This is a genomic window from Planctopirus sp. SH287 (assembly GCF_056500625.1).
Map to the genome: position 1 here is coordinate 2900898 of NZ_CM151403.1, position 26418 is coordinate 2927315.

The following is a 26418-nucleotide window of genomic DNA, read 5'->3' on the forward strand; positions in this document are numbered from 1 at the left end:
TAGTCGATCCCCATCTGACGGAGTTGGTTCATGACCGAAACACACCTTCCAGGAGTCGCTGATCGCTCCCCCATCAACGAAGCGATGTTGAGGCGTCGATATTTTCTTCAACAAGCCCCGCTGGCGATGGGAACCACGGCTCTGGCTTCGTTACTGGCGAATGAGGGACTGGCTGCTGCCGGATCATCGTCCCCGTTAGCGCGCGCCAAAAATGTAATCTTCCTGTTTATGGCCGGTGGGCCAAGTCAGCTTGAGCTATTCGACGACAAACCAGAACTGAGACGATGGCATGGTGATGTCCCACCGGCCAGCTTCATGGATGGACGCCGCTTTGCGTTCTTGAAGCCGGATGCAAAACTTCTGGGGAGTGAACGCCGCTTTGGCCGGTATGGTCAATGTGGCATGGAACTCAGTGATCTCCTTCCCCACCACCGTTCCATTGTCGACGATGTCTGTTGGCTCAAGGCTGTCTCAACAGATGTCTTCAATCACGGCCCTGCCAAGCTTTTTATGAACACCGGGTTTCAAGCGCCGGGGCGTCCCAGTTTTGGTTCCTGGCTGATTTACGGTCTGGGAAGCGAGTCAAAAAATCTTCCGGCCTTTGTCGTCTTACAAAGTGGCCCGCGCGGCCCACGTGCAGGAAACACCCTGTGGTCAAGTGGGTTCCTGCCTTCTCAATATCAAGGCGTGCCACTGCGCGGGCAGGGGCCGCCGATTCTTCATTTGGAAACACCACCCGGTTTTGGGAACGATGGTCAGGCCGCATTCATGAATTCCTTGCGGCAACTCAATCAGTTGCAGTCACAGGAGACGGGCGACCCTGAAATTGCCACTCGAATCGAAGCCTATGAAACCGCATGGCGCATGCAATCCAGTGCTCCTGAACTGGTGGAGTTGACTCAGGAAACGGAGTCCACGCTGAAGCTCTATGGTGCAGAACCGGGAAAAGGTTCGTTCGCGAACAATTGTCTTCTTGCCCGAAGGTTAGTGGAACGCGGCGTGCGGTTCGTTCAACTGTACCACACTGACTGGGATCATCACGGTGGCAAAGGAGCCGACCTGGGTGACGCTTTGGAGAAAGAATGCCAGGCAGTTGACCGGGCCTCTGCTGCACTCATTATGGATCTTAAGCAACGAGGGATGTTAGACGACACGCTCGTCATCTGGGGAGGAGAGTTTGGCCGCACACCGCTCGGAGAGGTTCGCGGCACTGTTGGTCGCGATCATCATATTGATGCATTCACCATGTGGGTCGCAGGTGGCGGATTCAAACCGGGGGTCATCCATGGCTCGACGGATGAGCTGGGTTTTGGAGCCACCAGTGGGAAAATTCATGTGCACGATCTCCACGCGACGCTGCTTCATCAACTTGGAATCGACCATGAACGATTGACCTATCGTTTTCAGGGTCGCGACTTCCGCCTGACTGATGTGCATGGGAATGTCGTGAAAGAGGTGCTGTCATAGGACAACTAATGAGTTGATGTGATGCGGCGATGGCGATGCGTTGACCTGAGAATGGCCATGCCGCTCTGCCGGGCTTATGCGCTTTCCAGAAATCAACAGCGCGTTGAGTGATGCGTAAGGCATGCTTGCTCAGAGCCGCAAGCCTGGCACATAGCCCGCAGTTAAATCCTGGGAACCGTATTACTCAGGCAGGACTCTCTGTTCTGCGAAGGCAACCTTTTTTGTGAGAACGCCCAGAAAAGCTGGCGACTCACTTTGACCACTTTCTTCAATCTTGTGTTGTTTGATCGAGATCGTGTCGCATCCAGAAGCCCGATTCACCGGCGTAGTCGTGGCGGCAGATGGTGGTGAATCCCAGTCCTTCCCAAAATGACCACGAGTCTCTCACGGCAACCAATGTGATCCGTTTCCAGCCTGCGAGAGTCGCACGCTGCCTGATCGTGTCCAGAAGCATCGATGCGAGTCCCTGGCCACGGAACGTCGGAGCAACGGCCAGATCGTGCAGGTGCAGAACGTCACATTCTTCAAAACGCATTTGTCTGGTCGAATGAATGGCTGGCGGCGTCAGGCTTGTCCAGGGATGAGCCAATGCGTAGCTGGCGAGAAGACCAAACTCGGTGTCTCGATGTCCGACAGTGATCGAGCCTCCTTTTTGACCAAATGGCTCGACGAACTTTCGACCAATGACCACGGCCGACTCACGAAATTCAACCGGATAAACGACCGACTGGATGTCAAGGATTTCATTAACATGACCAGGCAACAGATCGATCAGTGAGAACAGCATGAGTCGCTTTCCGTGCACCTCAACCTGAAGCATTTGTGATATTCAGAGGTCACATGATGTCAGACTTTCGCGGTGATGTAACGGATACGCCATTCAAGCAATAAACGTGAAAAGAAAAAGCTCCGTCGATTGATAACCAACAGAGCTTTTCCGTGATCGATCCTGTTTTGACGATTGCAGCCCGCTCGTGGAGTTTCAAACCCGATTTAACGGGTTAATCAACGAACTGCGAGCGGGGCCATGAGCGGGCTATGCCATACTTAATAGAGTGTGGGACATCAGCCCGAAGACCATGCCGCGTCATGGGCGCGACGTACTGAACCCCAAGACAAAGCCGTAACAGGGTATTAATTAGTGACCTTCATCGGGGAATTCGCCGATCATCTGAGCCAGGTAATGCTGAATGCCAATCTTGCTGATCAAGTCCAATTGAGACTCCAGCCAGTCCACATGCCCCTCTGATTCCACCAGAATGGGAGCAATGATTTCACGGCTGCCGTTGTCGTTGATTTCCATGCAGATTTGCACGGCTTCGTTGTAGGTATGAACGCCCTTGGTTTCGAGTTCCAGATCGTACTTGAATTGTTCTTCAACATTGGTGCCAGCGCGGATCACGTCGTAACGGGCGATCTCGGGCACACCTTCTAAAAACAGGATGCGGTCGATCAATTTCTCCGCATGACGCATTTCACCAATGGATTCTTCGTAATGCTTTTTGGCAAGCTTATGCAGTCCCCAGTTGGCACACATTTTTGCCTGCACAAAATATTGGTTAATCGCTGTCAACTCGATCGTGAGACCGGCATTGAGCGCGTCGATGACTTTCTGATGACCTTGCATGATGAATCTCCTGACTCAATGAAGTGAAATGCCCGTCAATTGCGGCATTCACGAACTGATTTTCCAATAACATTGCCCGATGTTTTCACAATCTCAACGGTAGAACCGCAACTTTCAAACAGGGCAAGCTCCCCCGGATTTTATGAGCGATAGAAGTGGGCTGCTATGGCTGCTGCGCCACTCCTGTTGAGATTTTCCAAGTTGATATCAAGTCTTACACGGAATTGAGACCAGACCTTGTGAAAGTGCGGATCTGGTCTCAATGGAGACCTGCATGTCGTGAAAACGAATGCTGATGGGAGAAACCGTGGGTTCAAAATGAGAAATTGGCCTGGTTTTTGAGGAGCAGGTCAATGACACCCAATCCAAAGATTCCCAGGCTGATCACAGCGTTTACATTGAAGAACGCCTCGTTTACTCGCGAAAGATTGTCGGGGCGGACAAGAGAGTGCTCATAGATCAATAGCACGGAAATCGCGGCAATTCCCAGCAGGAACACGAAACCAAATCCCGCACTTTGCCATAATCCCAAGAGTCCGATCACAACCAGAACATGGCTGAGAGCAGCCAACCGGAGAGCGGTTGGGACTCCCCAGCGGCTCGGGATACTGAATAACTGGCGAGACCGGTCAAAGTCAGCATCCTGGCAGGCATAAATCAGATCAAATCCTCCCACCCAGAAGAAGAGGATGAAAGCCATCCAAAGGGGGGGCGCTGCGATTGTTCCTGTTAATGCAATCCATGTCGCAATGGGTGACAGCATCAGCGCGGCTGAGAGCCAGTAATGGCACCAGATGGTAAATCTCTTCGCCAGGGAATAGCCCAGCAGAAATAGCAGCACCGGTACTGAAAGCCAGAATGGCCATGGGTTCGGCAGAAAACAAAGTGTTGATAAAATGAACGCCGCCGAACAAATCACCGTGAAACTTACAACGACCGGCAGCGAAAGCAGGCCAGCGGGGAGGTGTCGATTCTGAGTGCGCGGGTTCGTTGCGTCGACATCCCGGTCGATCAGTCGATTAAAGGCCATCGCTGCCGACCGGGCAAAAATCATGCACAAGACAATGCCTGCCAGATCCTGCCAGCGGAAGACAACCCCGGCAGTCCTCCAGGCAAGGATCGCCGCCAATCCCGCGAAGGGCATGGCAAATATCGTGTGACTGAATCGAATCAGCCCCATGATTCTGGTGAATGTCGTCCAATAATCGGTTAGTGCTGCGGACATGGCGTTGTGAGAAATCTCCATGACGATCAAGGGCTATCAAGGCAAAGACATCGGGAGTCAAGTCACACAACCAATGCCGGCTTTGCCAGATTCGCCACGCATTCCCCGCAAGAACTCATTGTGCGGCCCTGCTCAATTGATTCTAGCTGATGCCGGATTTTGTGCCCTGTCCATGATCTGTTCTTCCCCGGTTTTCTCCGGGCGATTGGAGAGATTTCGTGCGTCATAATCGCTTCCTCCCGCAGGAACTTACGTTTCCTGTGAGGAGTTCTCAGGTTCCTCAAATCCTCTCTCTGGCGTCAGGGCAACCTCTCCCCTTATACTTCGATCCCGTCAAGTGGCTCAGGTTGCAACACGCACCTGAACGGACGTTACGTTCATTTCCTTTTCCGGAAAGCCACACCGTCTGGATGATCCCTGTTTTACTGCCTCTCAGGAAAGTCGACATCTTATGGCTGCGAGTCTGCCAAAGAAGATCATTTTCGCATCATTTGCTGCATGTGCTCTGGTCAGCCTTGCTGCCATTGTCGATATGGTTGCCGGCATCCCCTTTGGCGGAAGCGTGACGTTTGATGTGATTTTCCTGTTAGCCGCTGGGATCATTGCATACATGGGATACGACTCACTGAACGAAATGGCCTGAACATTTCCCAAGTCCGCTTCATCGAGTGGCCGGGATTTTCAATGACCTCTCAGCCATTTGTTATTCAGTGTTTTGCTATTCCGCGATGATGTGACGAGCAATGCCATAAATGGCCATCGCATCGAGCTGAAGATCATTGGTTGTAAACAGCTCTTTAATCGCGGCGCGATGGACTTTGATCTTCAGATTTCCGACGCCCAATGCGCCGTAACAGATGATCCCATCACGATGAACGGCTTTATCGCCCGGTTCAACACCTCGAATGCCAACCGGGGGAACCGCGTTCACATCCACCACCACCTGGACTCCCTTTTGGCGCAAATCTTCCAGCGAGGCCAGTTCAATACCAGCCGCACCGGCTGCAATCAGCAGGTTGGCTCCTTCTATTAACTGAGCGGTTTGACCATCTCCATTGAAGACGGCTGCGGTGATTTTTCCGGGTAATCCCAGATGCTGGAGTTGCACGCACGCCTCGCTGGCACGGGTTGCACTCCTGGAAACGAGCGTGACATTCGCTCCTGCGGCTGCCAATAGCTGAGCGGCACGAAATCCGACAGGCCCGGTTCCTCCCAGAACTGTGGCGTTGATTTGTGATAGCTGAAGATGCATTCCCGCTGAAGCCACCGCTGCCGCTGCGGTTGTGTTCGATCCATTGGAATCGAGCATCACAGAAACGCGCATGGGGCCGAAAAATGTCGATCGAACCTTGGCAAAGACCGCTTCGCCCGCGCGAACGTCACTGCCACCGACAAAGATGGCGGTCGATTTCAGGTCACTCACTTTTCTCGTAAAAATCGCACCGTGAACCAGAGCGACAGCCGCTTCTGGTGTCATGCCACAATAGCTGAAAAGTTGATCCACCCCTGAATCAACAGCCACCACACGATCAAAAACGCTGGCGTGCAGATCGGTATCAAGTTGAATCAGGATGCGATCCATAAAGACCTCAGCTATTGATGGCTGTTGGAGGAAAAATGTGGTGTTGATCATAACCAGTCATGACGCTGACTCCAGGCTTGCTGGCCTCTCAGTGCCGTGTCACGGCTTCGTCTTCGGGTTGATGTCGCCGCAACGTCCTCTGTTGTCGGACTTAACAACAGAAGAGACCCGAAGTTTAATACTTTGACAACGCACTCAGGTTTTATGTGTGCATCCTGATGGCATCCGGCAAAATCTGCCGCAGCTGATTGTTTGCAGCACCGAAGACTTTGAGAAAACGTGCTCAGGCGTTCAATTCCGATGGTTCAAGCCTGTTTTTCTGATGGTCTGCGTCGTCTCTGCCGATGAAATCAAAAGCATCGCGTTTTTGCTTTGTATCGTTTTTTTGCGGAGTGTGGATTATGCAGTGGCCATGGATGGCGACCTTGGCACTGGGATTTGGAATGTGCGTTTGCGGGACAACCGTGGCACAGGGTCATCGCCCCACACCCCGGATTATCGAATTCTCATCCTCTGCCCCTTCTCAGGCAGAGAGCTTTGTCGCTTTGGTGGGAAATTTTCCCCAGCCAGGCGTCTACCGAATTCCTGCTGGGGTCAAGATCTCTCTTGAGGCGCTGATTCAGCAGAACGGTGGATTGCTGCAAGAAGCCTCCCCCAGTTTGCGGTTAATTCGGAAGTCACGTCCTGATCAACGGGTTTATTATCTCCCGGAGGGAAACACCTCTCTTGAGAATGGTGATGTGATTGTTGCCGAGAAGGTGGTCTCTCATGCTCCGCAACAGCCTGACGTTTCAGAACCCTCAGGGGTTCAACTGGCATTACTGGGAGTGATTGATCGTCCGGTCATCGTGCGAGTGAAACCTCATCAGGCGAGTGTGAACAGCATTTGCCAGATGCTGGGACAGCGACCGGAACTGGCCGCACAGGTCAAAGTTCTTGCCGCTATTCGCGTCAATTCTCTCGATCAGACCATCGCTGAAAGCGCGTTGCTGATTTTTCCGCAACAGTTGATTGAGCGGAGTGCTCTCCCCGATTTTCCAGCAGTGAGAGAACTCTCTTCGACAAAAAGCAATGCTCACATGGGGCAGCCTGTGGGGAGTGCGAACATTGCTCCGGCGGGATTTATCAACTCACCGCGTGGAGAAGTTTCCGTGGCTGAAGCCAACACGGCGAATCTCCAGCAAGCCGAGATTGGTGTGGGGCGTACCGAGTCGATCATGGCTCCACAATTGCCAATACCCACATTACCCGGCGAAGGACTTTCGACACACGATCAGCGGTCTGTATCGACAACCACAGGCACTCTTTCAAGTGCGACGAACTTTCCAACAGGTTTCAAACCCTCGTTGCAACCGCCAGCTCATGGTGGTCAACTTCACTCTCAAGGGAGAGTAGAAGATGTCCCTCCACCGCCTCTCAACGCGGGGTTCGATCCTCAAATCGCTGCTAACCCGATTCCTTTTGAGGGGACGGCTCGAAGCACCCTGGCGACGACAATGTCCCAAAGTGGTGCGGTTCTGGATCGCAGTGAGATGAATCCCTCAAATCACGAGGGCAGCGTTCCGATCCCTTCCCTGGCTCCTTACACTGGCCCCACACGTGTTGAGCTTCCCGCAGTTAATCAGGTCACTCCATTCCCAGATGCTCCAGAACCGCCTTCCTTTGATGATGACGTTCAAGCGGCTTCAACGGGATGGACTGGCGGCAATGTCATTGCGATGGCAGCCGTTCTGGGCGGAGTGATCGGCCTGATGGGTGCGGCATTTGTGGTCGGTCGACTGGTTGATCCTGCCAATTCTCAGAAACGTTCGTCAGATCCATCCACGTTTCTTTCACTCGAGCGGTTTGTCAGCACCGCAGAATCGGTCGATGATCAATCATCGCCGCCGCCCAAGCCTCAGAGTTCTGCGAGCGAGTTATCACAGCCATTTCATCTGATTCTGAATGAGGCTGGCAAGACGGCACTTGCGTCAGAAGATCGAACGAGTGTGGTTGTTCCCACATTACGGGAAGACGCTTCAGAAGCAGAAAAATTGCCACCGGCACAGCAATCAAGAACTCAGGGATCAACAACTCAGCAATCAACGGCTCAGCAAATCCCCGTTGAGCGAGTGATTGAAGACCTGTTGCATCAGCGTCTGGAATTGGTCGAAGAACCGGTCATCGTCAATCGACAATTGCGATTCCAGGAACTGACCAGTGACAGACGGTTTGTCCGCATCGATCCGGCAGAACCGGCCATGTCGACAGCCTCTGAGCAAATGCCGCATTTTCTGCCATCCAGCCGTTCCATGAATGATGAACCGTTATCTCCGATCCCGATGGGAGACCGTCCTATCGGCCGATCGGATCATCGCCGAAGTGTCGAAACGGAAGCGGCATCGAAACCAGTCTTCAGGCGAGTTGACGTCGCACAAAATGCGATTACAGGTGAACGAGTTGTTCCGGCCAGCGAAGGTGCGACTGCGCCCTTTGAACGCGCCCTGGTTCAACTTCGTGGGACAAAACAGTCATGAGTATGGGCCTGGATCTCGGTACATCTGTCTTTCGGTCGGTTCGTCACCATGGTCGCGAACTCCGTGCCCGGCGTTTTCCTGCCAGCTATATCATCATTCCTGATGATCCACAGCAGCGGCAGCGACTGGCCCGAAATGAGGCTGTGTTTGTTCCCTGTGGTGAACAACTGGTTGTCCTGGGGGATGCCGCTATTGAGCTGGCTCGGGTTAAGTCATTGCCAGTTTATTCCGTGCTTCCCGGCGGAAAGCTGGATACGCGAGACGCACTCGTGCGGCAAATCATGGCCACCATGGTTGATGCGATTCTCCCTGAGGCAAAAACGCCAGGAGAAATTTGCTGTTTAACGATCCCTTCTGCCCGAATTGCCGAGACACCAGAATCTGTCAACGGCCAGCAATTCATGGAACGAGGATTTACCGGCGACTGGCCTGAGCTTGATTACTGTTGCCAATTGGTAAAACTTCGTGGTTATCAACCTCTGGCGTTGGGACAGGCACTCGCCGTCACTCTGGCAGAGCTAGTTGGAGAGAGCTTTTGTGGAGTGACCGCTGTCTTTGGTGCTTCTGTGACAGAGTTTGCTGTTGCGCATCAGGGGCGGGAAATTGCTCGCGTCGTCATTCCTCGTGGTGGTCACTGGATTGATGAACAATTAGCCGCAATGTCGTTTTCCATCTCTTCACGCGGCGACTCCGCAACTGAGAGTGACCGCTCTGAGAATGGGATTAAATTTGCGTTGAGCATTCAAAAAGCTCGGAACGATCGCGAGCAGGCCAGTCGTATTCCTTCTAAGGAAGGGCATCCCTCAATGATGGTTGAAGGACGCTATGCGGATCTTTACCGTCAGTTTTTGATGTCGGTTCTTTCAGAGGCAGGCCGTCGACTGGCGAAGGTGCCCGGATTGGCCAACTACCCTCAGCCCACGGTTCTTGCCTATGGCGGGGGACTGAGTCGGGCAGCGGGTTTCCCTGTGATGTTGAGAAACGCCATGCGCCAGATTGACTGGCCAATTGCCATTGAAACCTATCGCTCAGCGGAGCTTTCACCATTCGGCGTGGCCCGCGGCTGCCTCATTCATGCCGCTCTGGAAGAATTAGCCGTGCAACGTCCGGCGGCTTAATGACAATCGGCCTGGTAACCCTCATGGGTTCACCAGACCGATGTCGCCGTCCAAAAATTGACCATTCAATATTAACTCAGGTATGGAACCACCCGGTTCACGGCGTCTGATGTCGCCAGTTCGTCTTTTCCAAAACCATAGACCGCGCCGGCAGCGACCGCTTCCTGTTGATACTCAGGATAGTTGGTGACCAGCATGACGGGGACGTTGGCAAAGTTCTCATTGGCCTTCATCTGACGGATGATGTCCATCCCGTCGCTGTAGTCGGCGTCAAGCTTGCGGTTGATCAGCACCAGGTCGTATTGCGACTTTCCGAGCAGATCGAGCGTTTCCACAAGCGTGGCTGAGGGGACAATCTCCACATCAAAACTCGACTTCAGAAAATTTGTGATCTTGATCGTGTCGGGAACACATTGGCCGACATTCAGCACGCGGCGTGACATGGTCTTCACTCTCAGAAAAAGGGGTGTTCAGGTCTCACAGATCACGGATATCAGGGAAGATCTCTGCTTAATAATACTTTTCAATCCCTGGATTCTTACACCTGTAGTTTTCTCGATAACAGGCTGCAGAAAACAGATGGTCGGTGCCGTGTTGCGGCTTAACCGATTGCGAATCAGGAATGATCATCGCTAAAGGACGAGAATTCCTCATTGCTCTCAGGATCATGCGCCGCACTTCCCGGCGGGCGCGGCCCCAAGTATTGATAGTATTGGCACTGGATGCGACCGTTGTATAACTTCCTGCGGCGATCAGCCCGGCGGCGGAAGAATCGCTCAAATCCGACATCGGCTGTCAGGACATAAATAGACCATGTCGTCAATGGAGCAAAAGCATCAGCCATATCATCATAGATGGCTTCCGCAGAATCCCGGTCGCCCATCCGTTCACCATACGGGGGATTCGTGACAATCACGCCATAATCGCGGGAATCTTTGAGTTCCAAAACATCCTGCTGGACAACATGCAGAAGTCCTTCGACCCCCGCAGCACGTGCGTGGTCTTTCGTCATCTGGATGGCTTGCGGGCTGATATCAGAAGCAAATAAGGGATATGTCGTTCCTTTTTGAACCTGGAGGTCGCGGGCTTCTTCGCGGGCCTTTAACCAGTTCTCTAAGGGCAGGCGTTCCCAGCGTTCGGCCTGAAAATTGCGATCCAACCCGGGAGCGCGGTTCTTGGCAATTAAAGCGGCTTCAATAGGAATGGTGCCGCTGCCACAAAAGGGATCGAGAAACGGTCGTTCCCGGTTCCAGAAACTGAGCTGCACCAGCGCCGCGGCCAACGTCTCTTTGAGAGGAGCAGCACCGCCCACTTTGCGATATCCGCGCTTATGAAGCCCGGCTCCCGATGTATCCAGTGTGATGGTGACCATATCCCGAAGAATGGAAACATCAATCGGATATTCAAAACCCGTTTCCTGAAACCAGTGACGTTGAGATGTCTGCTTGCGGCTCTCAACAATCGACTTCTTCACCAGACTTTGAACTGCGGGGGGATTGTGCAGTAGCGAACGAACACAACTGGCATTGACGGGAAATGCCGCATCTTCCGGTAGCAAATCACTCCATGGGAGTGCCTTCGTCTGGTCAAACAGCTCGTCAAAATCTTTGGCAACGAATCTGCCAACCTGCATCAGAACACGATCTGCTGATCTCAACCAGAGATTGGTACGAGCAATCGCCAGCTCATCCCCTTTGAAGGTGATTTTGCCATCTTCAATTTGTTGTTCATTGTAGCCGAGTGCGGCCAGTTCGCGCGAGACGACTGATTCCAAACCGAAAGCCGTGGTGGCGATTAAATCCAGCGAAGTCATAAAACTCTCAAAGAACAGGTGCCGAAATCTTCAGCGGTCGATTTTGCTGTGATCGGGCAGTTTAACACGATTTGACGATGGCGAGTAGGGAAGACGATGACTCCCAACAAGGCCACCATGCTTCCTGACAAACTCTTCTCGCGGCTACTACTTTTGTGGGCCAGAACTTTCAGACACCGGTTCCATTGTGACCAGATACTGCCCGCTGTTATTTGCCAGATTTGAAAAATGATCATTAATTCGCAGATACAGCACAGCATCCTGAGGGGCTGTCAACGTGGCGGACTGCCCTACTGGCATCACTTTGACCAGTTCTGAGTCTTTGGACCTGGTGGAAAGATCGGGAATGGCCCACCAGGCCAACAGCTTGCCAAGGCGTTCGCCTCCCACATGCTCGACCGAAAGCCCAGAGGGATGGGAGATCCAGGGGCGAGTCGTACGATTGAGTTCCACCTGACCAGTGGCACGTATCTGAATCGCTTTTCCCGCAGGCACCAGAATTCCCGTCGATTGCCAGCCTCCCCGAGCCTCAATGCTGACTTCAATTGGCGAGGATTGCAGTGATTCAAAGGTTTTCAGCGATTCAAAAGAGGCATGCTTCATGCCAGCCAATCCGCTGTCGTAACCATAGGTCATATCCGCGGCATATCGGAGCCATTCACTGGCCAGCCAGCGGAGTGACTCTGTGTCGATCATCTGACTTTTCCGGGAAAAATCAGCAAGATCCCGTGACTTTCGCAGTTGAGAAAAGGCAGCATCATAGGGGGCTTGCCGACTGCAAAAATCCACCCATAGCCAAGCCCAGGCGTAGTCATCGTTGGTTGTGAAATCGTCCGCCGTCATTTGAAGCAGATCATCGAAGGAACGCAAAGATTGCCCTGCGGCATCTTTCCGGATCAGCCCGATTCGGCCCCAGCCAGAGAACTTTTCCGGGGCATCGGGCATGACCCCAAAGAGCGGCTTCTGTTCCTCAGTGATGTTGTGAGTCGCATACCACTCGGCAACTCCTTCTTTGAAACCGACTGGAAGGGTCTCACGGTCACCAATGAGTGTCGCCGCATGTGTTAGTTCGTGAAGAAACAAATGCCGCTGATAGTAAGGTGCTGCTTGAGAATTCATCCAGAACTCGCTGCCGCGATGCCGGCCGTGCAGAAATCCCGGCAGGTCTTCAGGCAACAGGCCAGCTTCCCGAAAACGCCGTTGATCAACCATGAGGTAACCGGTCAGCCGCTGCTCTTTGGGCCAGAGCAGGTCAAAATCAACTTCCAATTGCTGAAGCAATTCCTCTCCGATTTGAGGAAGTCCTTCGACATCCTTAACTGGTAAATCGGTGACCAACTGGATTCTTGGAGATGACACCACATGGAAGCCAAGCGACTCCAGTTCGGCATCTGTTCGACGGGGGGCGGGGACATCGATCGCCACGATTTGCGGGGCAAGCATCAGCGGGGATGTCGGGGTGTTGGCAAAAGCGTCAGGATGAGCTTCGGGAACCACCATTTCAGGGAGTTCGTCCATGTTGGCCGCGATGTCAGCGGCACGCCGTTGTGCTGCTGTTTGCGAAAGACTTGAGTCTTCAGAAGTTGCGGTCTCAGTTGGCTTTCCTTTGCTGTTTGAAGAACGTGTGGGCAAAGACGGAGACGATGATTGTTCGTACTTTGGGGATGTTTCAGGGACAGGAATCGTCTCCGGCGGGGCTGTTCCACAGCCGGCAGTCCAAAAGCTCGAAGTACAGAGGCCGATCATCGCTGCCCATCGTCTCCACTGCCGTGGTGTGCAGGGAAAGAGGTTGATCAAACTCTCTGAACCCACCCCCCAATGTTGATCAATTGACATGAGGTTCCTTTGCTGGCGGATTTATCGCCTGCCTGGCGGGTGGACATGACATGACTTCATCTGCGGTGTCGTCAAACCATTCATCTTGCGGATCAAATGGTGGTGAAACGATATTGATGATTGTCGCCTGGCCAACGATGCGGTGCCTGACATCAGGGGGAATAGAAATCGCCATGAGCGGCTTGAGCGGGTGCAGCACACCGTCCAGTTCCATACAGGCCGAGTTCTCACAGGTCAGCACGACATAAATCTCGTGATGTTCGCGATGATAATGCGTGCGTGCGTTCTGCAGGATCTGTGTGTAATGAACGCTGACAGGCGAATTGGGTTGGTCACCAAACGCTCGGCGCGCGAAGCCGCAGGGGCAGGAAACGGGATCAATCTCGTCCAGGGAGAGGATTTGTCCTGTCGCCTGACGCGTTGTGACGACCGTCTCACCCGGCATGGGAGTCTTTCCTCTGGGTCGGTGAAGTGAGGCCATGGCTTGCAGGCTTGCTGGTGGAATTTCGGCCATGGCTGGCGGGAACCCAGCGTGCAAACGTTTCTTTGGCATCCCGCAGTGATTCAACGCTGGGTGGCTGGCGTGGAGCAACCGATTCAGCAGTGGTGCGTTTGATCTTTTTCAGACGGTAGGAAATTTGCGGTTTTTCTGCCCGATGCTGCCAAAGCCAGGTTATGGCTGTCTCGCCAACAGGTTTTCCCGGAGCGACGACCAGCCAGAAACAGACACCGCCAAGAATCGCGAAAATGGTGATACAAAGCGCCAATGGCACCAGAATCTCCTGGGTGGCCGTCACAACAATGGTTGCACACCCGACCAGACCAGCAACGATCACAAATGTCACGGCTAACAGTGAAGCGGCCCCGCGAGCCGCACCGGAATTACGCTGGATCGGTTTCATGGAAAGATCCACTGGTCGAACACATGTCAGAGTTGTCTGTTATTCATCGATTCGACCGCAATTGCCGCAAAAATTCCAGACGAAGGTTTCATCACAAGGGCGGTGTTGTCTCGAATCAGCTTTTGGCTTTGCCGCGTTGTAGCGTATAGAGCGGGCCGTAACCAAAAGGCTTCTGACATTTGGGGCACTTGGCCGACTTGATGGAGGCTGGCGTTTTGCCACCGATCTTTTCTTTCTTTCGTCCATCTTCAGAAACAATCAGCCCACAACCCTGGCAGCGGTAGCCAGTCAGTTGCAAAGTGAAGCCGGGGTCATTCTGGAAGTACTCCAGATCCTTCAGTTCTTGCACTGGCGTTTCGTTGTAATGGCATGTCAGTGTCGCTGGCTCAGTGACCAACGGGATGCCGCTTCCTTCGGCAAAGCTGGCCCATTGGCCTCCTTCGTGGATCGCACGAGCCAACTGCCGGAATTGACTGAGGTTGAAGGTCAAGAATTGTTGCGGAGCCGTTTCCTCCGTCGCCAGCAATTCCAGAGCAATCCGCCCTTTGCCGAAAACAGCCACCCCCTGGAGTGATTCATTGCTTCCGGGAATGGAGGGCTGAACGATGACGATCGACTCTGGTGTGACCGATGCTGTAGAAACTTGTGCGGGACTCAGGTCGGTTTCATCGGGCTTGGATGTCAGTTTCGCCTTGAGAGCCGCACGCAACTCCGGGAGCTTTTTTGTCGTTGGTTTCAGCATCGTTCCCTTGGGCCAGGTCAGGAGAACGAGTGTCTGGGGATCAATGGCCAGATCCACGAGCGAAGGCGATTTTGCATGGGCACCCTCTTTCAGCTTCAATTTCCCCTTAGGGATCACATGCTGCTGGACATCGGGAATTACATGCAAAAATTTGCCAATCGGCGCGAGCACAATCGGAGGATCGAGCGGAGCAGGTTCTTCGGCTCCCGCCCCTGTTGACGAGCGAAGAGGAACGGTCAGCTTGGCACCACACTTGGGACACTTGCCAACTTTTCCTCGATGATGTTCCATGACGCGGACTTTACATCCGGCATCGCATGTGGTGACAAATCCTCGTTTTTTCTTCGGGTTTGCCGCCTGTTCAAGAGCCTCTTTTTCTTCGGTCAGTGCGATTTGCAGCAGCAGATCATCTTCACTCAGTTCCTCGTCCTGAGGGGTGGCATCCTGAGTCGCGCCTTCTCCCTGAAAATCGGCGGGAATGGTGAAAGCTGCCGGATCGTCTCCCTCTGTGGCTTCAGATTCGGGAATCGCAGGGATCTCAAAGACGTCAGGAGGTGTCTCTGCCTGCGAATGATCCCATTGATTCAGTGATTCTGCTTGACTGGCAGCTTCTCCCTCGATTTGGGCAACCTGCGATGTCTCGGGAGAGAAAGCACTTTCCGAAAGAACAATATCATCCGACAATTCAAAGTCGTCATCGTCCGCGATGGTCTCATCGACAGGCAAGGTCGCACTGCCTGGAGCCTCTGTTGAATGGGTTCCAGGCTCGTGCCCATTGTGTCCCGCCGCATATGCTGCCAATTGTGCATGCTTATCGGCTTCGCTCATACTGGCCGCTGTGTGTGGCAGTGGCCTCAGCATCGAGCGGGATTGCGGGTTCTGGTCGACAGCAACCTGGGGACGGGGAATTTCCAACTGTTTTTCGTCATAAGCCGCTTGAATATCGGCTCGCAGGAAGACCGAGCAGTTCCAGCAACGCACCAGTCCGCTGCGCACCGCTTCTCCGCAATTGTGGCAGACTCCCAGATCCTGAATGACGGCATCGTCTGTGGGCAATTCCTGGATCGCCAGTTCCATCGCCCGTTCTCGATCAAAGACATGATGGCAACGGTGACACTCAACCGTGTCATCGAGCAAAAGCGTTCCACACCCCGGACAGGGGGAAATTCCAATCGACATAAACGGCTCACTGGAAACAACCGCGAGATGAACGTCGCAGTCGGCGAGTACAAGGAGGTGAAAATCGAATCAACAAATAAGAAGGGCAGAATTTGTTAAATCATCACAATATACGATACCTTCATTAAGAAGGTGTTCCTACCCAAAGTTCAACGGCCCCAACGGTTTTTGATTTTTTTTGCGTGGGATACGCAGGAGGTATGATTCATGCTGGGCACGAACCGATTTCGAGACGAAATGGCTGGCGAATTCAAGGGGCTAACAGCGAGAAAACGTGTTCGCGTGAGCACATCGCCCCAGACGGGCGTGACGTCTGGAGCCAGAGCGTATCCGAAAGCGCTCGAATCCTTCTTCGGTTAAAGGGGAAGGTCGCTGGAGGCTAGATGAGGGGATTGGTTTTGGCTTTGGAAACACAGCTGGTTCATCGGCCCCCTCACCCCAACTCTCTCCCTCAAGGGAGCATTGGTCTCTACACATCTCGGAATCAAGATTGATCTCGAAAAAACATCTTCTGAAAAAGTAGAAAAACGTCCTCAAAGAGATCGTTAGATTCACAGAATAGGCAAGACGGGATGGCTAGGTTTCAGGTGATGTCCCTCTACGCTTCGTGTTTTATACTATTATTATGGGGTTTTTGAGATGTGTAGAGACTAATGCTCAAGGGAGAGGGAGCCTTCCCGGATAGACTTTCAGTCAAAGAGGTAGCTGACGGACTCATTTCGATGAATTCGCCGGATTGCCTCACCCAGAAGTGGTGCCACTGAAACCTGGCGCAAGTTGGGCAGTTTTTGTTCAGGCGTTAGCGGCAGGCTATTAGTGACAACGATTTCCTTGATCGGGGCTTCTGAAAGACGCTGCGCCGCAGAACCACACATAATGGCATGGGTGGCTCCCACGTAGATTTCTGCGGCCTCGTGGTGAGCAACCACTTTAACGGCTCCCACCATGGAACCTGCGGTGGTGATCATATCGTCAAAAATAATGCAGGTTTTCCCAGTGATCGGGCCGCCAATCAAATTCTCCTGGCGTGTTTCAAAGGCGTTGGATCGGCGCTTGTCGACAATCGCGAAGGAACCCCCGAGATGCTCCACGTGCTGGAGTGATCGTTTGATGCTCCCCTCGTCGGGACTCACGATCACCAAATTCGTTTTGGGAAGATCCAACGAACGGAAGTACTCATCGAGAATGGGAGCCGCATAGAGGTGATCGACCGGGCAATCGAAAAAACCCTGAATCTGAGCCGCATGGAGATCCATCGTCAGCACACGATCAGCCCCTGCCTTGGTGATCAGGTTCGCCACCAGCTTGGCGGTAATCGGCACTCGGCCCATGTCCTTGCGGTCTTGCCGGGCATATCCGAAGTACGGAATCACCGCTGTCACACGAGCGGCACTCGCCCGCTTGCAAGTGTCGATCAGCACCAGCAGTTCCATCAGATTGTCGTTGACGGCTGGCCCTGTGGGCTGAACCAGAAAGACATCCGCGCCACGAACATTCTGATACAGACGGCAGGAGATTTCGCCATCCGGAAAATTGCTCAGTTCCACAGCTCCCAGATTTATTCCCAGATAGCTGGCAATTTCATGGCCAAGTTTCGGGTGAGCTCTGCCACTGAGCAGGCAGAGTTGATCGTACATGGCCACAGATATCATCCTTCCGAAGAGTGTCTCTCGAGAGACACTCATTTCAACGATCCACGAGTTTTGTTTCAAGCGGCCCGGCGTTCTTGCTCACACTTCGCCCGGCCAGGTGCTGCTAGCTGGAGAGATTTTCAGGGTTGGCAGGTTCATGTTCAACGGCGGGAACCTCTGCGAGATCTGTGGCAAGTTCAGTGGCAAGATCAATGGGTTCTGTGGATGTTTTTCTCGCCAGGTATGCCGCCTCTGCCTCAGCCTCTTCCGCTTCCTGTTTCAACCGGTCAAGAATTTCAATGATCTGTTTGACCAGAGTTGGCAGGCCCTTACCTGTTACAGCCGAGATTTGCAGCACAGGCCGGCCAATGGTTTCCTGTAAAAGCTCTGTTGCCGCATCGGCATCCAACAGTTCTGATTTACTGATCACGACAATCTCGGGGCGTTGCGCCAGTTCATCGTCATACAACCGTAATTCTTCACGGATTTGCAGATAATTATCGATGGGATCTGTCTGATCATCCGGGTTGGGTTCAATCAAATGAACCAGCACTCGCGTGCGTTCCACATGCCTCAGAAACTCATGTCCCAGACCGACTCCGGCATGCGCTCCTTCGATCAACCCCGGAATGTCGGCCATGACGAACTGCCGCTCGTAACCGACACGGACAATTCCAAGATTGGGATGTTTCGTTGTGAATGGATAGTTCGCAATCTCGGGCGTGGCACGAGAGAGCCGCGATAGCAGCGTGGACTTACCGGCATTGGGTTTTCCAATCAGGCCGACATCGGCCACGACCTTTAACTCCAGCATTAATTCGCGTTTTTCACCCGCATCACCAGGGCCGAACTCGCGTGGGGCGCGATTTGTCGATGACATAAATCGCGTGTTGCCGTATCCTCCTTCGCCCCCCTTGGCAACCACCACTGTGTCACCATCTTCCGTCAGGTCGCGGAGGACAAATCCGCGCTGGGCATCGCGGAGGATGGTTCCCATAGGAACACGAATAACGAGATCGCCACCATCTTTCCCCGTTTTCAAAGAACTGGTTCCGGGGTTTCCATTTTCTGCGAACCAGTGACGAACACCGACCAGATGCACCAGGCTGTCGACGTTTTCGTCGGCAATAATGATCACGTGGCCGCCGCGCCCGCCATCACCCCCATCGGGGCCGCCTCGCGGGACGTGAGCTTCGCGGCGAAAACTTGAACATCCGGGGCCGCCATCGCCCCCTTTACAAACAATTTCAATTTGATCAACAAACATGGTCTGCCAAATACCGTAAGAGCGATGGTCGCAGTGGGAGCCTGGTGGCTCATGGTTACTTAAAGTTGTTACTTAAAACTGAAAATCAGCGGTGGAATATCAAAGCGATCAAGGTGTTGGTGTCTCAGGAGTCAGACCGAGTTCACCGGAGATAACCGTTGCTGAGGGATCATAAGGTTGTCAGTGGTGTGCCGGGCGATCCTCAAAAATCAAATCGCGAGCCTCGAAAATGGGGCCTTCGACACACGTTCGGCGGTAATCCCATGAACCCTCTGGTGTGCCGTCGTCTTCACGAATGCGAGCCACACAACTGAAGCAGGCTCCGAAGCCACAGGCCATGGGCGTTTCCAAAGACAACCAGCAGGTGACGCCAGCCGCCAATGCCAATTTCTGTACGGCTCGTAACATCGGTTCCGGGCCGCAAGCATAAATTGTGATGGGATCCCCCGGAGTTTCCAGATGTTTTTGCAGAAGCTGAGTCACAAAGCCGTGATGACCTGACGAACCATCGTCCGTCGCAATTTCCACGTTAAGCCCCAGGACATTCCGAAAATCGTCAACTCCTGCGAGAAACTCCGCAGACCTGGCTCCGTAGCAGAGCGTGACCTGTTGTGGTGTCACGACAGGCCGAGGGCTTACGGCAGGATATCGCGTATGGCCTAAAGCCTCATTAGCCAGTGCCAGAAAAGGTGTCTGACCAATTCCCCCTGCGACAAAGAGGACTCGACCACCGGGGGAAGCCGGGAATCCGTTTCCAAGTGGCCCCCAGATCTCTACCTCATCACCGGTTTTCAAACGACTGAGCTTTTCCGTCGCTTTTCCAATGACCACATAGCCAAATTCCAGCCCGGCGATTTCCCCCGCTGCATTCTTCCAAATATCAAAGAGAGCAAAGGGACGCCCCAGGAGTGGGTCATTTTCTCCCGGCACACGAATCATAAAGAACTGTCCCGGTGTGATCTGCCGGGCTAACTCTGCACAATCCAGCCGCATGCGGTAGGTCTTCCGAGCCATCGACTCATGCAGGACGACCTGGCATGTCTTCTGAATGGCAGTTGCCACCTGCCCCGGTAAACCCAGCGACGGAATCTCATCCGACTGGCAAGAAGGTGTGGTGGCTGCACAGGAATGTGTGGCGATGGAGGACATACAAAAGTGATTTAAGGAAGGAAGGTGCAGTGAGGGTATTCTCAGCAAATGAGGCCCACAACAGGCAACTCATGATCAAGTGCTGAAAGCAAATCAGCGGCGTTTTTTGTGAGTTGCCGACTTTTCAGAACTCTTTCCCGAACGAGAGGACGGCTTGGCTGACGTTTTCTTGCGAAGGGTCGGCTTGCTGGTTGTGCGTTTCCCTGTTGAGGGTTTTCCGGGAGACCGTTTTGCTGGTGAGCGTTTCCCGGATGAGCGTTTCCCAATCGATGTTTGAGAGTCGCCGCTGTGAGAATCACTGCTGTGAGAGTCCTCATCAACGGAGGCTTCTGCGATGGCGCGCCCACGTGGACGAGGAGCAATGACATGATCCTTTGTCCGCGGGAGCTTTCGGCCACTCTGTAGTGTTTCAATGGGTGGCGGAGGCAGAAATTCGTCGCTTTCTGACGCATCATTCCCTGAAACGCCCTTTGGAAAGGACAATCGGGGAGCCGCCCCTCGCAGCTTGCGAGAAGAAACAAACCCTCCGTCGCCATCCAGCACACGCCGCTTGACTCGTGAGGAGTTTTCATCCATGACCGGAGCGAGGCTCTCAGGCAGTTTGCTGCGCGAAGCCCTTGGGCCAGGCGATGCGGTGTTCTTAGAACGATTTGAAGAAGAAGAGGAGGCCATGGCAGTAGCGTCTGATTTGGCGCGAGCCGCTTTTTTAGTCGCCGCCTCGGCTTCTTTAGCGGCGGCTTCCTGTCGGGCAGCCCCTAATCGCCTTAACTTTGAACCCGGAATCACGGTCGCTTCGAGTGCATTGGCCATGGGGCCACCCGTAACACCGATCCGTGTACTGCGGGAATTTGTGCCGCTGGTTTTACCTCGGGGCGTGGGTCTTCCAGCAAACGCGGCTCCTTCACCAGAAAAACGGGACGAGTTCTGCGTCACCTCATCAGAGCTGCCCAATCCTTCACCAGAGCGATTGGGAGTCTTCCTTCGGTCTTCACCGCGAGAGGAGGCTTTGCGGGGAGGAGGTTCTTTCCACTTTCCCGCCACAACATCGTGCAGTTTATCGAGTTCTTCCGCACTGAGCCGACGGTGAGCCGCCCGCTCAAGATCCCCCAGCTTGATCGGGCCATAGCTCACCCGCTTCAGCTTCATGACCTTATGCCCGACACGGGCCAGCAACCGGCGAACTTCACGGTTTTGTCCCTCTCGCATCACAATTTCAAGAACCGTAGCGGCTCCTTGCGATTTGATACGAGTGACGCTCGACATCCGGAAGCGGCCTTCGGTGAAGTAGAGTCCTTCCAGCAATTGTTGCAGGGCTTCTGCCGATGGCGACCCCGCCACAACGGCTCGATAGGTGCGGGGAATTCCAAACTTGGGGTGCGTCAATCGCTCGGCCAGATCCCCATCATTGGTAACGATCAGCAACCCTTCGGTGCCATCATCAAGCCGGCCGACTGTAAAGAGCCGACCCACATTGGGCGGGAAGAAATCAATGACACGGGGCCGACCAGCAGGATCTGAATTGGTGCAGAGCACACCGGTTGGTTTATGGAATAGAAAATACTTCTTTTCCTCGGGTTTGAGCTTTTCACCATCGACGGCGACTTTTTGTGTTGCCAGATCAACGCGAACGCCCAGCTCTTTAGCGACGACGCCATCGATTGTGACGCGTCCCATCTCGATAAACTCTTCACAAGCACGACGGGAGCCATATCCAGCGGCTGCCAACACTTTCTGTAGTCGTTCGCCTTGAAGCTGTTCTCCCGTTGTCGCCTCCCTCGGGGCACGCGGCTTGCGTGGCTTAAAATTACGGTCTGTCGAGGGACGGGAGCGTTTCATGATTTTCCTGAAAATTTATAGTAAGTCCCTTAGTTTAGCAGGTTGATCAGTGAAAGAGTAACGAGCCGTTCGTTAAAAAGAGGACGGCTCTTGTTGCCTGCTTTACCAGGGAGGCGGTCAGGCACTTATCGCGACACTGCTGAGGTAAAACGGGGCAAATTCATTGAGGGCTGCGACATAGTGGCGATTAGAACGGTAGCTTTTGCCCCAGCCCCTCATCCCGGGCGCGCTCATAGACGGCCATCCCGAAAATCACATCCTGAATCGCCAGGCCAACCGATTTGAAAAGAGTAATGTCATCGGCATGAGCACGCCCCGTCTGGTTCCCGGCAAGCACGTGGCCTAATTCCTGCACGCGGCTCCACTCCAGGCACCCTGCTTCCAGAGCAGGCAGAAAATCACCTGCTTCTTTCTGGCAGGCCGCCAGATCATCACAGACAATCCAGTCTGACCGACGGATCGTTTCCAGATCAATTTCCGTTTTTGTCAGATAGTTATTCCCCACCGCGCAGAGATGAGTACCCGGCGTCAGAACGGTTCCCTGAAAAACGGGGGTCTTGCTCGACGTGGCACAGATCACAATGTCTTTTTCACTGGCCGCTTCATCAGGACTGTGCACCGCGACAGTTTGAACATCACAAAGTTGAGAAATCTCATCTGCGAATAACGAGCAGCGTTCACTGTTGCGAGAATAAACTTCAATACGTTCAATCGGACGGCTCAAACAAACCGCTTGCAGTTGCGTGCGTGCCTGTAAGCTCGAGCCAAGACAGCCGACAACTCGCGACTCGGGGTTTGACATCAGTCGACAAGCCAGCCCTGAAGCTGCCCCGGTTCGTAATTGCCCCAGATAGTTGGCTTCAATAATACACAGGGGATGACCACTGATCGCATCCCACAAGGTGACATGAAAACGGGCACCTTGCCGGGTCGTTGTGTAAGACTTTGTTCCCAAGACCTGAGTGACAGCCGACGAGGCCGCCATGTTGTGCAGGATGATCCCCGGTGCAGGAGCACGCTCGCGAGGAATGTTTACTGCGGTTCCAGCAGCCAATTCCGCGAATGTCCGCTCAGCAGCTTCTAACGCCAGAGGCATGTCAGCAACGGAGCGAACATCCCCTTCAGAGAGGAAAATGGCAGTCATGGTGACGACTCTCAGAAGGGTGTTATAGTGCCCGCGGTGAGAGATGATGCCTTCATCACCTCTTGTATATCGCGAGGCGGAACGTCTCACTTTTGACCGAGTACGGTATCATTCCGGCAGGTGATGGCTGATGAACTAAACGTCCACCAACTTGGCCAGCTCGGGGAAGTCGGGCTTGAGTGACCGATACAGCTTACCAAACATGGGGTAAGACTTGTTGTAAATTCGCTTGGCTTCTGAATTGGGGTCAGTCGCGCCATTCATGCGAATGGTGGCGGTGCAGGCTTCCACCACACTCTTGTATTCGCCCGTCCCAGCTGCTGCGAGTAACGCGGCGCCATAAGCAGGGCCTTCTTCGGCGTTGATCGTGACCACGCGCCGGCCGTAGAGATCAGCTTGCATTTGACGCCAGAACTGGCTGCGGGCACCACCGCCTGATACCCGGATTTCGCGAATCGGGATCTTCAATTCATTGATGATTTCCAGGCAGTCCCGCATGGCATAGGTGGCCCCTTCCATCACGGCACGAATCAGATGAGCACGTCCATGACGCAGTGTCAGCCCAATCCAGGCACCACGAGCCAGAGGATCGGCGTGAGGCGTTCTTTCGCCTGTGAGATAAGGCAGGAAGAAGAGTCCTTCGCAACCCGGAGGAGCTTCTGCCGCCTGCTCAGTAATCAGATTATAGGGGTCAGTCTTCAGGCGTTTGGCGTCGGCAACTTCAACGAGTCCCAGCGTGTTTCGATACCATTGCAAGCTGCCGCCTGCAGAGAGAACACAGCCCATCACATGCCATTTGCCACGAACCGCATGGCAGAACGTGTGGACGCGGCCTTGCGGATCAATCTGCATTTCATCGGAGTGGGCAAAGACCACGCCGCTGGTTCCCATGGTTGCGGAAATCACGCCTCGTTTCACAATGCCATTGCCCACAGCACCCGCGGCTTGATCGCCAGCCCCGCCCACAACAGGAATCCCGGCCTTCAATCCAAGCTGCTTGGCGCCAATGGCGCTCAGTGTTCCTGAAACTTCTTCGGATTCATAAACCTGAGGGAGCAAGGAAGCGGGAATATCCAGCTTGTCGAGCAGAGGCTTGCACCAGATGCGCTGGCTGACATCCAGCAGGAGTGTCCCGGAAGCATCGCTCACTTCGGTGGCAAACGTGCCTGTCATCCGGAAGCGGACGTAATCCTTCGGTAAGAGAATCTGTGTGGTCTTGTCGAAGATTTTGGGTTCGTTTTTCTTGACCCACATGATTTTTGGAGCCGTAAACCCGGTGAGAGCGGGGTTGGCGACCATTTCAATCAGTTTTTCTCGCCCGCCGGCTTTCTTTTCGATGTCGGCACATTCGGCGGTGGTTCGCTGGTCATTCCAGAGAATGGCAGGACGCAGGACGCCATGCGACTTATCGAGAAAAACGCTGCCGTGCATTTGACCACTGAGGCCGATGCCTGAGACATCATCAGCCTTCATTTTAGCGGCTTTGAGTGCCTTCTTGATGCTTTCGGTTGTGGCGTTCCACCAATCTTCGGGGTCTTGTTCTGACCATCCGGGTTTGGGGCTGGAGAGTGGATACTCGACCACTGCTGTCCCGAGGATTTCGCCGTCGGCCTGCATGACGAGAGTTTTCGTGCCACTGGTGCCGATGTCGATACCGAGAAAAACGCCCATAGACCTCTACCCTCAAGATGTTCATCTACACTACGGGCGGCTTTGGCCACAGAAATGGCCGGGAAAAGAAGCAACGTTCTGCCAAGTGGAAGCGATTGCGGTTAACCCAGCGGAGACTATAGAGAAAAGCTCACCTCGATCGGAGCAGGAGTTTAACAGAAGAGACACGTCACTGCGCGGGCGACGCAAAAAAAGCCGTAATTACGGCTCTATTTGGGGATTTCCTGCGAAGGAATGTCCTCGGTTGCAGGATTTTGCAACGGGTTCAACCCTGATTTTTAAGTTTGAGGAGCGAGTGGGGAACGAATTTCGACAAAAGCTACCTCAGTTCAGTCTTCCGTCAACCATAGTTGCGTGTGTATTATCGGGGGATATAAGCCGGAGGGCTGTTATCATCTTTTTTCCGCATCCCTCAAGTCTTTTCGGTAACGTGAAATTCTATGAGCCTGATTGATCGCGCGGCCCGACCAAAACTGAAATTTCCGCCCCAAGCGTACCTTTTCGTGACCGAGGCACTGAAAGTGGCGCAGGATCAGGCGGGGAAGCTAAGAAACCTCGATGAGGACGAAGAATCGGCCCACATTTCCGGGGTCGAGCTTCTGGAGGGTGTCCGAATTCTTGGGACACGCATGTTCGGGATGATGGCCCCGACGGTCTTTCGTCTCTGGGGAATTGAGTCGACACATGACTTTGGTCGAGTGGTGTTCGACCTGGTGGAGCGGGGGGAACTTCGCAAGACCGACGATGACCAGTTGACAGACTTCGATGGCATCTATGAATTCAATGACGTGTTTCTGGAAGCCTATCCCGTTGATACCACGAAGGCTTTTCGCTAAGCGGCAGGTTACCCGTCTTTTATGAACGGGCGGTATTCAACTCTGACTGGTTGGACTTCTGAACTCAGGATAGTGTCCATTCATTGATGGCGAACGCAGAGCCAGCAGACTCTGCGTTGGATTCTGGTTATCAATGTGGTGGGAACATCCCCGTGTTTTTTTCAGGGAGGAATCGCATGATGGGGATGGCTCCCCCGGTGACGACTGGCGGATCACCCTCAACAACCCAGGCTGCACCTCCCTCACGACAACATAGCGGCCCTCCTGTGATTCCCCTTGATGTGGTTCCTGCCCATCGCTGGCCACTTTATCTGGCTGGTGGAATGGTGGCTGTCTGGATCATTGTCCTGGGCACACTGGCCGCTACGACAGCCAACCCTCCTGTTGTGAACCAACTCCAGATCACGGTCTCTGATGCTGTGGTTACGATTGAAGTCCCTGAAAATCATGGGAAATCATCGTTGCCGGCAGCCATGGTTCCTGTCCTCAAGACCTGGAAAGGGGCCACATTGGAAGCTGTTCCCCTGCTTCCTGAGCTTCGACACTGGCCGGCAGGAACCCGGATCATTCTTCCCTTGCAGAAGCATGGGGAGACCTGGAGCGTGACACAGGGAAAAGCATCCTGGGGTGACACTGGCCTGGGAGACCCACGGATTCCCGCAACTCAGCTCAGTCCGTTGACCTATCCGGATCAGCCTGAAGTTCAGAAACAACTGCAGGTGGCTTTGGATCTTCAATCAAACCAGAAGACTCCCTGAGGCGATTTCACGGGTCAGATTCCTTTGGGAGCCGTGTCACGGCTTTATCTTGGGGTTTGATGCGTAGCAACGTCCTCCGATGTCGGACTTGACAACCTGTTCAACCCCGCTTTTAAGTT

At 53.7% G+C, this 26418-nt stretch carries 23 protein-coding genes; 7 read left to right on the forward strand and 16 right to left on the reverse strand.

The features are described 5' to 3' along the window. Nucleotides 1–30: 30 nt before the first annotated feature. On the forward strand, nt 31–1467 hold the full coding sequence (locus tag SH287x_RS10665; RefSeq protein WP_479514295.1) for a DUF1501 domain-containing protein: 1437 nt from the start codon (nt 31–33) through the stop codon (nt 1465–1467). Nucleotides 1468–1735: 268 nt separating this feature from the next. On the opposite strand, the gene SH287x_RS10670 is transcribed toward SH287x_RS10665, so the two are convergent. The 3 genes from SH287x_RS10670 to SH287x_RS10680 form a co-directional block, all read right to left on the reverse strand. Further along, a complete protein-coding gene (locus SH287x_RS10670) occupies nt 1736–2254 on the reverse strand; it encodes a GNAT family N-acetyltransferase (protein ID WP_479514296.1) in 519 nt (172 codons plus the stop codon). A 351-nt stretch (nt 2255–2605) separates the two neighbouring features. Beyond that, complete coding sequence (bfr, locus tag SH287x_RS10675; RefSeq protein ID WP_479514297.1) at nt 2606–3094, reverse strand: bacterioferritin; 489 nt, start codon at nt 3092–3094, stop codon at nt 2606–2608. A 313-nt stretch (nt 3095–3407) separates the two neighbouring features. Further along, a complete protein-coding gene (locus tag SH287x_RS10680; protein ID WP_479518696.1) occupies nt 3408–4319 on the reverse strand; it encodes a UbiA-like polyprenyltransferase in 912 nt (303 codons plus the stop codon). Between the two features lie 451 nt (nt 4320–4770). On the opposite strand from SH287x_RS10680, the gene SH287x_RS10685 reads away from it, so the two are divergent. Further along, entirely contained in the window at nt 4771–4962 is a 192-nt protein-coding gene (locus tag SH287x_RS10685) for a hypothetical protein (RefSeq protein WP_479514298.1), read from the forward strand. A 75-nt stretch (nt 4963–5037) separates the two neighbouring features. Here SH287x_RS10685 and SH287x_RS10690 read toward each other — a convergent pair whose 3' ends face one another. Beyond that, nucleotides 5038–5901, reverse strand: a complete 864-nt coding sequence (locus SH287x_RS10690) for an NAD(P)-dependent methylenetetrahydromethanopterin dehydrogenase (protein ID WP_479514299.1) — start codon at nt 5899–5901, stop codon at nt 5038–5040. Nucleotides 5902–6302: 401 nt separating this feature from the next. On the opposite strand from SH287x_RS10690, the gene SH287x_RS10695 reads away from it, so the two are divergent. Beyond that, complete coding sequence (locus SH287x_RS10695) at nt 6303–8417, forward strand: hypothetical protein (protein WP_479514300.1); 2115 nt, start codon at nt 6303–6305, stop codon at nt 8415–8417. Further along, nucleotides 8414–9535, forward strand: coding sequence for a disk-shape morphogenesis protein volactin (locus SH287x_RS10700; protein WP_479514301.1), 1122 nt, complete (start codon nt 8414–8416; stop codon nt 9533–9535). The genes SH287x_RS10695 and SH287x_RS10700 overlap by 4 nt, the downstream gene beginning before the upstream one ends. Before the next feature lie 71 nt (nt 9536–9606). On the opposite strand, the gene SH287x_RS10705 is transcribed toward SH287x_RS10700, so the two are convergent. The 6 genes from SH287x_RS10705 to SH287x_RS10730 form a co-directional block, all read right to left on the reverse strand. Continuing rightward, entirely contained in the window at nt 9607–9978 is a 372-nt protein-coding gene (locus SH287x_RS10705) for a response regulator (RefSeq protein WP_479514302.1), read from the reverse strand. 173 nt (nt 9979–10151) lie between these two features. Beyond that, nucleotides 10152–11348, reverse strand: a complete 1197-nt coding sequence (locus SH287x_RS10710; RefSeq protein ID WP_479514303.1) for a THUMP domain-containing class I SAM-dependent RNA methyltransferase — start codon at nt 11346–11348, stop codon at nt 10152–10154. Nucleotides 11349–11495: 147 nt separating this feature from the next. Continuing rightward, nucleotides 11496–13184 carry a hypothetical protein gene (locus tag SH287x_RS10715; protein ID WP_479514304.1) on the reverse strand — a complete coding sequence of 563 codons (1689 nt, stop codon included), beginning with the start codon at nt 13182–13184 and terminating at the stop codon, nt 11496–11498. After that, complete coding sequence (locus tag SH287x_RS10720; protein WP_479514305.1) at nt 13174–13629, reverse strand: cupin domain-containing protein; 456 nt, start codon at nt 13627–13629, stop codon at nt 13174–13176. Before SH287x_RS10720 ends, SH287x_RS10715 begins: the two co-directional genes overlap by 11 nt. Beyond that, nucleotides 13619–14086, reverse strand: coding sequence for a hypothetical protein (locus SH287x_RS10725; protein WP_479514306.1), 468 nt, complete (start codon nt 14084–14086; stop codon nt 13619–13621). The genes SH287x_RS10720 and SH287x_RS10725 overlap by 11 nt, the downstream gene beginning before the upstream one ends. A 115-nt stretch (nt 14087–14201) precedes the next feature. After that, nucleotides 14202–16007 (reverse strand): hypothetical protein, encoded by a 1806-nt coding sequence (locus SH287x_RS10730; RefSeq protein ID WP_479514307.1) that lies wholly within the window; start codon nt 16005–16007, stop codon nt 14202–14204. Nucleotides 16008–16214: 207 nt separating this feature from the next. Between SH287x_RS10730 and SH287x_RS10735 the strand changes: the two genes are divergently transcribed. Continuing rightward, the gene (locus SH287x_RS10735; RefSeq protein WP_479514308.1) at nt 16215–16367 is read left to right on the forward strand and encodes a hypothetical protein; all 153 of its coding nucleotides are present in this window, start codon (nt 16215–16217) and stop codon (nt 16365–16367) included. A 329-nt stretch (nt 16368–16696) separates the two neighbouring features. On the opposite strand, the gene SH287x_RS10740 is transcribed toward SH287x_RS10735, so the two are convergent. The 6 genes from SH287x_RS10740 to xylB all read right to left on the reverse strand — a co-directional run bounded on the left by SH287x_RS10740 (nt 16697) and on the right by xylB (nt 24705). After that, entirely contained in the window at nt 16697–17644 is a 948-nt protein-coding gene (locus SH287x_RS10740) for a ribose-phosphate diphosphokinase (RefSeq protein ID WP_479518697.1), read from the reverse strand. A gap of 118 nt (nt 17645–17762) precedes the next feature. Then, nucleotides 17763–18905 (reverse strand): GTPase ObgE, encoded by a 1143-nt coding sequence (obgE, locus tag SH287x_RS10745; protein WP_479514309.1) that lies wholly within the window; start codon nt 18903–18905, stop codon nt 17763–17765. A 180-nt stretch (nt 18906–19085) separates the two neighbouring features. Next, entirely contained in the window at nt 19086–20054 is a 969-nt protein-coding gene (locus tag SH287x_RS10750) for a dihydroorotate dehydrogenase electron transfer subunit (protein ID WP_479514310.1), read from the reverse strand. A gap of 93 nt (nt 20055–20147) precedes the next feature. Beyond that, the gene (locus SH287x_RS10755) at nt 20148–21890 is read right to left on the reverse strand and encodes a pseudouridine synthase (protein WP_479514311.1); all 1743 of its coding nucleotides are present in this window, start codon (nt 21888–21890) and stop codon (nt 20148–20150) included. A gap of 187 nt (nt 21891–22077) precedes the next feature. Continuing rightward, nucleotides 22078–23034, reverse strand: a complete 957-nt coding sequence (locus tag SH287x_RS10760) for an ornithine cyclodeaminase family protein (RefSeq protein ID WP_479514312.1) — start codon at nt 23032–23034, stop codon at nt 22078–22080. Between the two features lie 135 nt (nt 23035–23169). Next, a complete protein-coding gene (xylB, locus tag SH287x_RS10765; protein WP_479514313.1) occupies nt 23170–24705 on the reverse strand; it encodes a xylulokinase in 1536 nt (511 codons plus the stop codon). Between the two features lie 440 nt (nt 24706–25145). Between xylB and SH287x_RS10770 the strand changes: the two genes are divergently transcribed. Together SH287x_RS10770 and SH287x_RS10775 are read left to right on the forward strand one after the other, a co-directional pair. Beyond that, a complete protein-coding gene (locus SH287x_RS10770) occupies nt 25146–25541 on the forward strand; it encodes a Minf_1886 family protein (protein ID WP_479514314.1) in 396 nt (131 codons plus the stop codon). A gap of 176 nt (nt 25542–25717) precedes the next feature. Next, on the forward strand, nt 25718–26299 hold the full coding sequence (locus SH287x_RS10775; RefSeq protein ID WP_479514315.1) for a hypothetical protein: 582 nt from the start codon (nt 25718–25720) through the stop codon (nt 26297–26299). Nucleotides 26300–26418 lie beyond the last annotated feature (119 nt).

Excerpts from the sequence above, each read along its gene's own strand:
- SH287x_RS10665 (WP_479514295.1), top strand. The coding sequence starts at position 31 with ATGACCGAAACACACCTTCCAGGAGTCGCTGATCGCTCCCCCATCAAC.
- SH287x_RS10670 (WP_479514296.1), bottom strand. The coding sequence starts at position 2,254 with ATGCTGTTCTCACTGATCGATCTGTTGCCTGGTCATGTTAATGAAATC.
- bfr (WP_479514297.1), bottom strand. The coding sequence starts at position 3,094 with ATGCAAGGTCATCAGAAAGTCATCGACGCGCTCAATGCCGGTCTCACG.
- SH287x_RS10680 (WP_479518696.1), bottom strand. The coding sequence starts at position 4,319 with ATGTCCGCAGCACTAACCGATTATTGGACGACATTCACCAGAATCATG.
- SH287x_RS10685 (WP_479514298.1), top strand. The coding sequence starts at position 4,771 with ATGGCTGCGAGTCTGCCAAAGAAGATCATTTTCGCATCATTTGCTGCA.
- SH287x_RS10690 (WP_479514299.1), bottom strand. The coding sequence starts at position 5,901 with ATGGATCGCATCCTGATTCAACTTGATACCGATCTGCACGCCAGCGTT.
- SH287x_RS10695 (WP_479514300.1), top strand. The coding sequence starts at position 6,303 with ATGCAGTGGCCATGGATGGCGACCTTGGCACTGGGATTTGGAATGTGC.
- SH287x_RS10700 (WP_479514301.1), top strand. The coding sequence starts at position 8,414 with ATGAGTATGGGCCTGGATCTCGGTACATCTGTCTTTCGGTCGGTTCGT.
- SH287x_RS10705 (WP_479514302.1), bottom strand. The coding sequence starts at position 9,978 with ATGTCACGCCGCGTGCTGAATGTCGGCCAATGTGTTCCCGACACGATC.
- SH287x_RS10710 (WP_479514303.1), bottom strand. The coding sequence starts at position 11,348 with ATGACTTCGCTGGATTTAATCGCCACCACGGCTTTCGGTTTGGAATCA.
- SH287x_RS10715 (WP_479514304.1), bottom strand. The coding sequence starts at position 13,184 with ATGTCAATTGATCAACATTGGGGGGTGGGTTCAGAGAGTTTGATCAAC.
- SH287x_RS10720 (WP_479514305.1), bottom strand. The coding sequence starts at position 13,629 with ATGCCGGGTGAGACGGTCGTCACAACGCGTCAGGCGACAGGACAAATC.
- SH287x_RS10725 (WP_479514306.1), bottom strand. The coding sequence starts at position 14,086 with ATGAAACCGATCCAGCGTAATTCCGGTGCGGCTCGCGGGGCCGCTTCA.
- SH287x_RS10730 (WP_479514307.1), bottom strand. The coding sequence starts at position 16,007 with ATGTCGATTGGAATTTCCCCCTGTCCGGGGTGTGGAACGCTTTTGCTC.
- SH287x_RS10735 (WP_479514308.1), top strand. The coding sequence starts at position 16,215 with ATGCTGGGCACGAACCGATTTCGAGACGAAATGGCTGGCGAATTCAAG.
- SH287x_RS10740 (WP_479518697.1), bottom strand. The coding sequence starts at position 17,644 with ATGTACGATCAACTCTGCCTGCTCAGTGGCAGAGCTCACCCGAAACTT.
- obgE (WP_479514309.1), bottom strand. The coding sequence starts at position 18,905 with ATGTTTGTTGATCAAATTGAAATTGTTTGTAAAGGGGGCGATGGCGGC.
- SH287x_RS10750 (WP_479514310.1), bottom strand. The coding sequence starts at position 20,054 with ATGTCCTCCATCGCCACACATTCCTGTGCAGCCACCACACCTTCTTGC.
- SH287x_RS10755 (WP_479514311.1), bottom strand. The coding sequence starts at position 21,890 with ATGAAACGCTCCCGTCCCTCGACAGACCGTAATTTTAAGCCACGCAAG.
- SH287x_RS10760 (WP_479514312.1), bottom strand. The coding sequence starts at position 23,034 with ATGACTGCCATTTTCCTCTCTGAAGGGGATGTTCGCTCCGTTGCTGAC.
- xylB (WP_479514313.1), bottom strand. The coding sequence starts at position 24,705 with ATGGGCGTTTTTCTCGGTATCGACATCGGCACCAGTGGCACGAAAACT.
- SH287x_RS10770 (WP_479514314.1), top strand. The coding sequence starts at position 25,146 with ATGAGCCTGATTGATCGCGCGGCCCGACCAAAACTGAAATTTCCGCCC.
- SH287x_RS10775 (WP_479514315.1), top strand. The coding sequence starts at position 25,718 with ATGATGGGGATGGCTCCCCCGGTGACGACTGGCGGATCACCCTCAACA.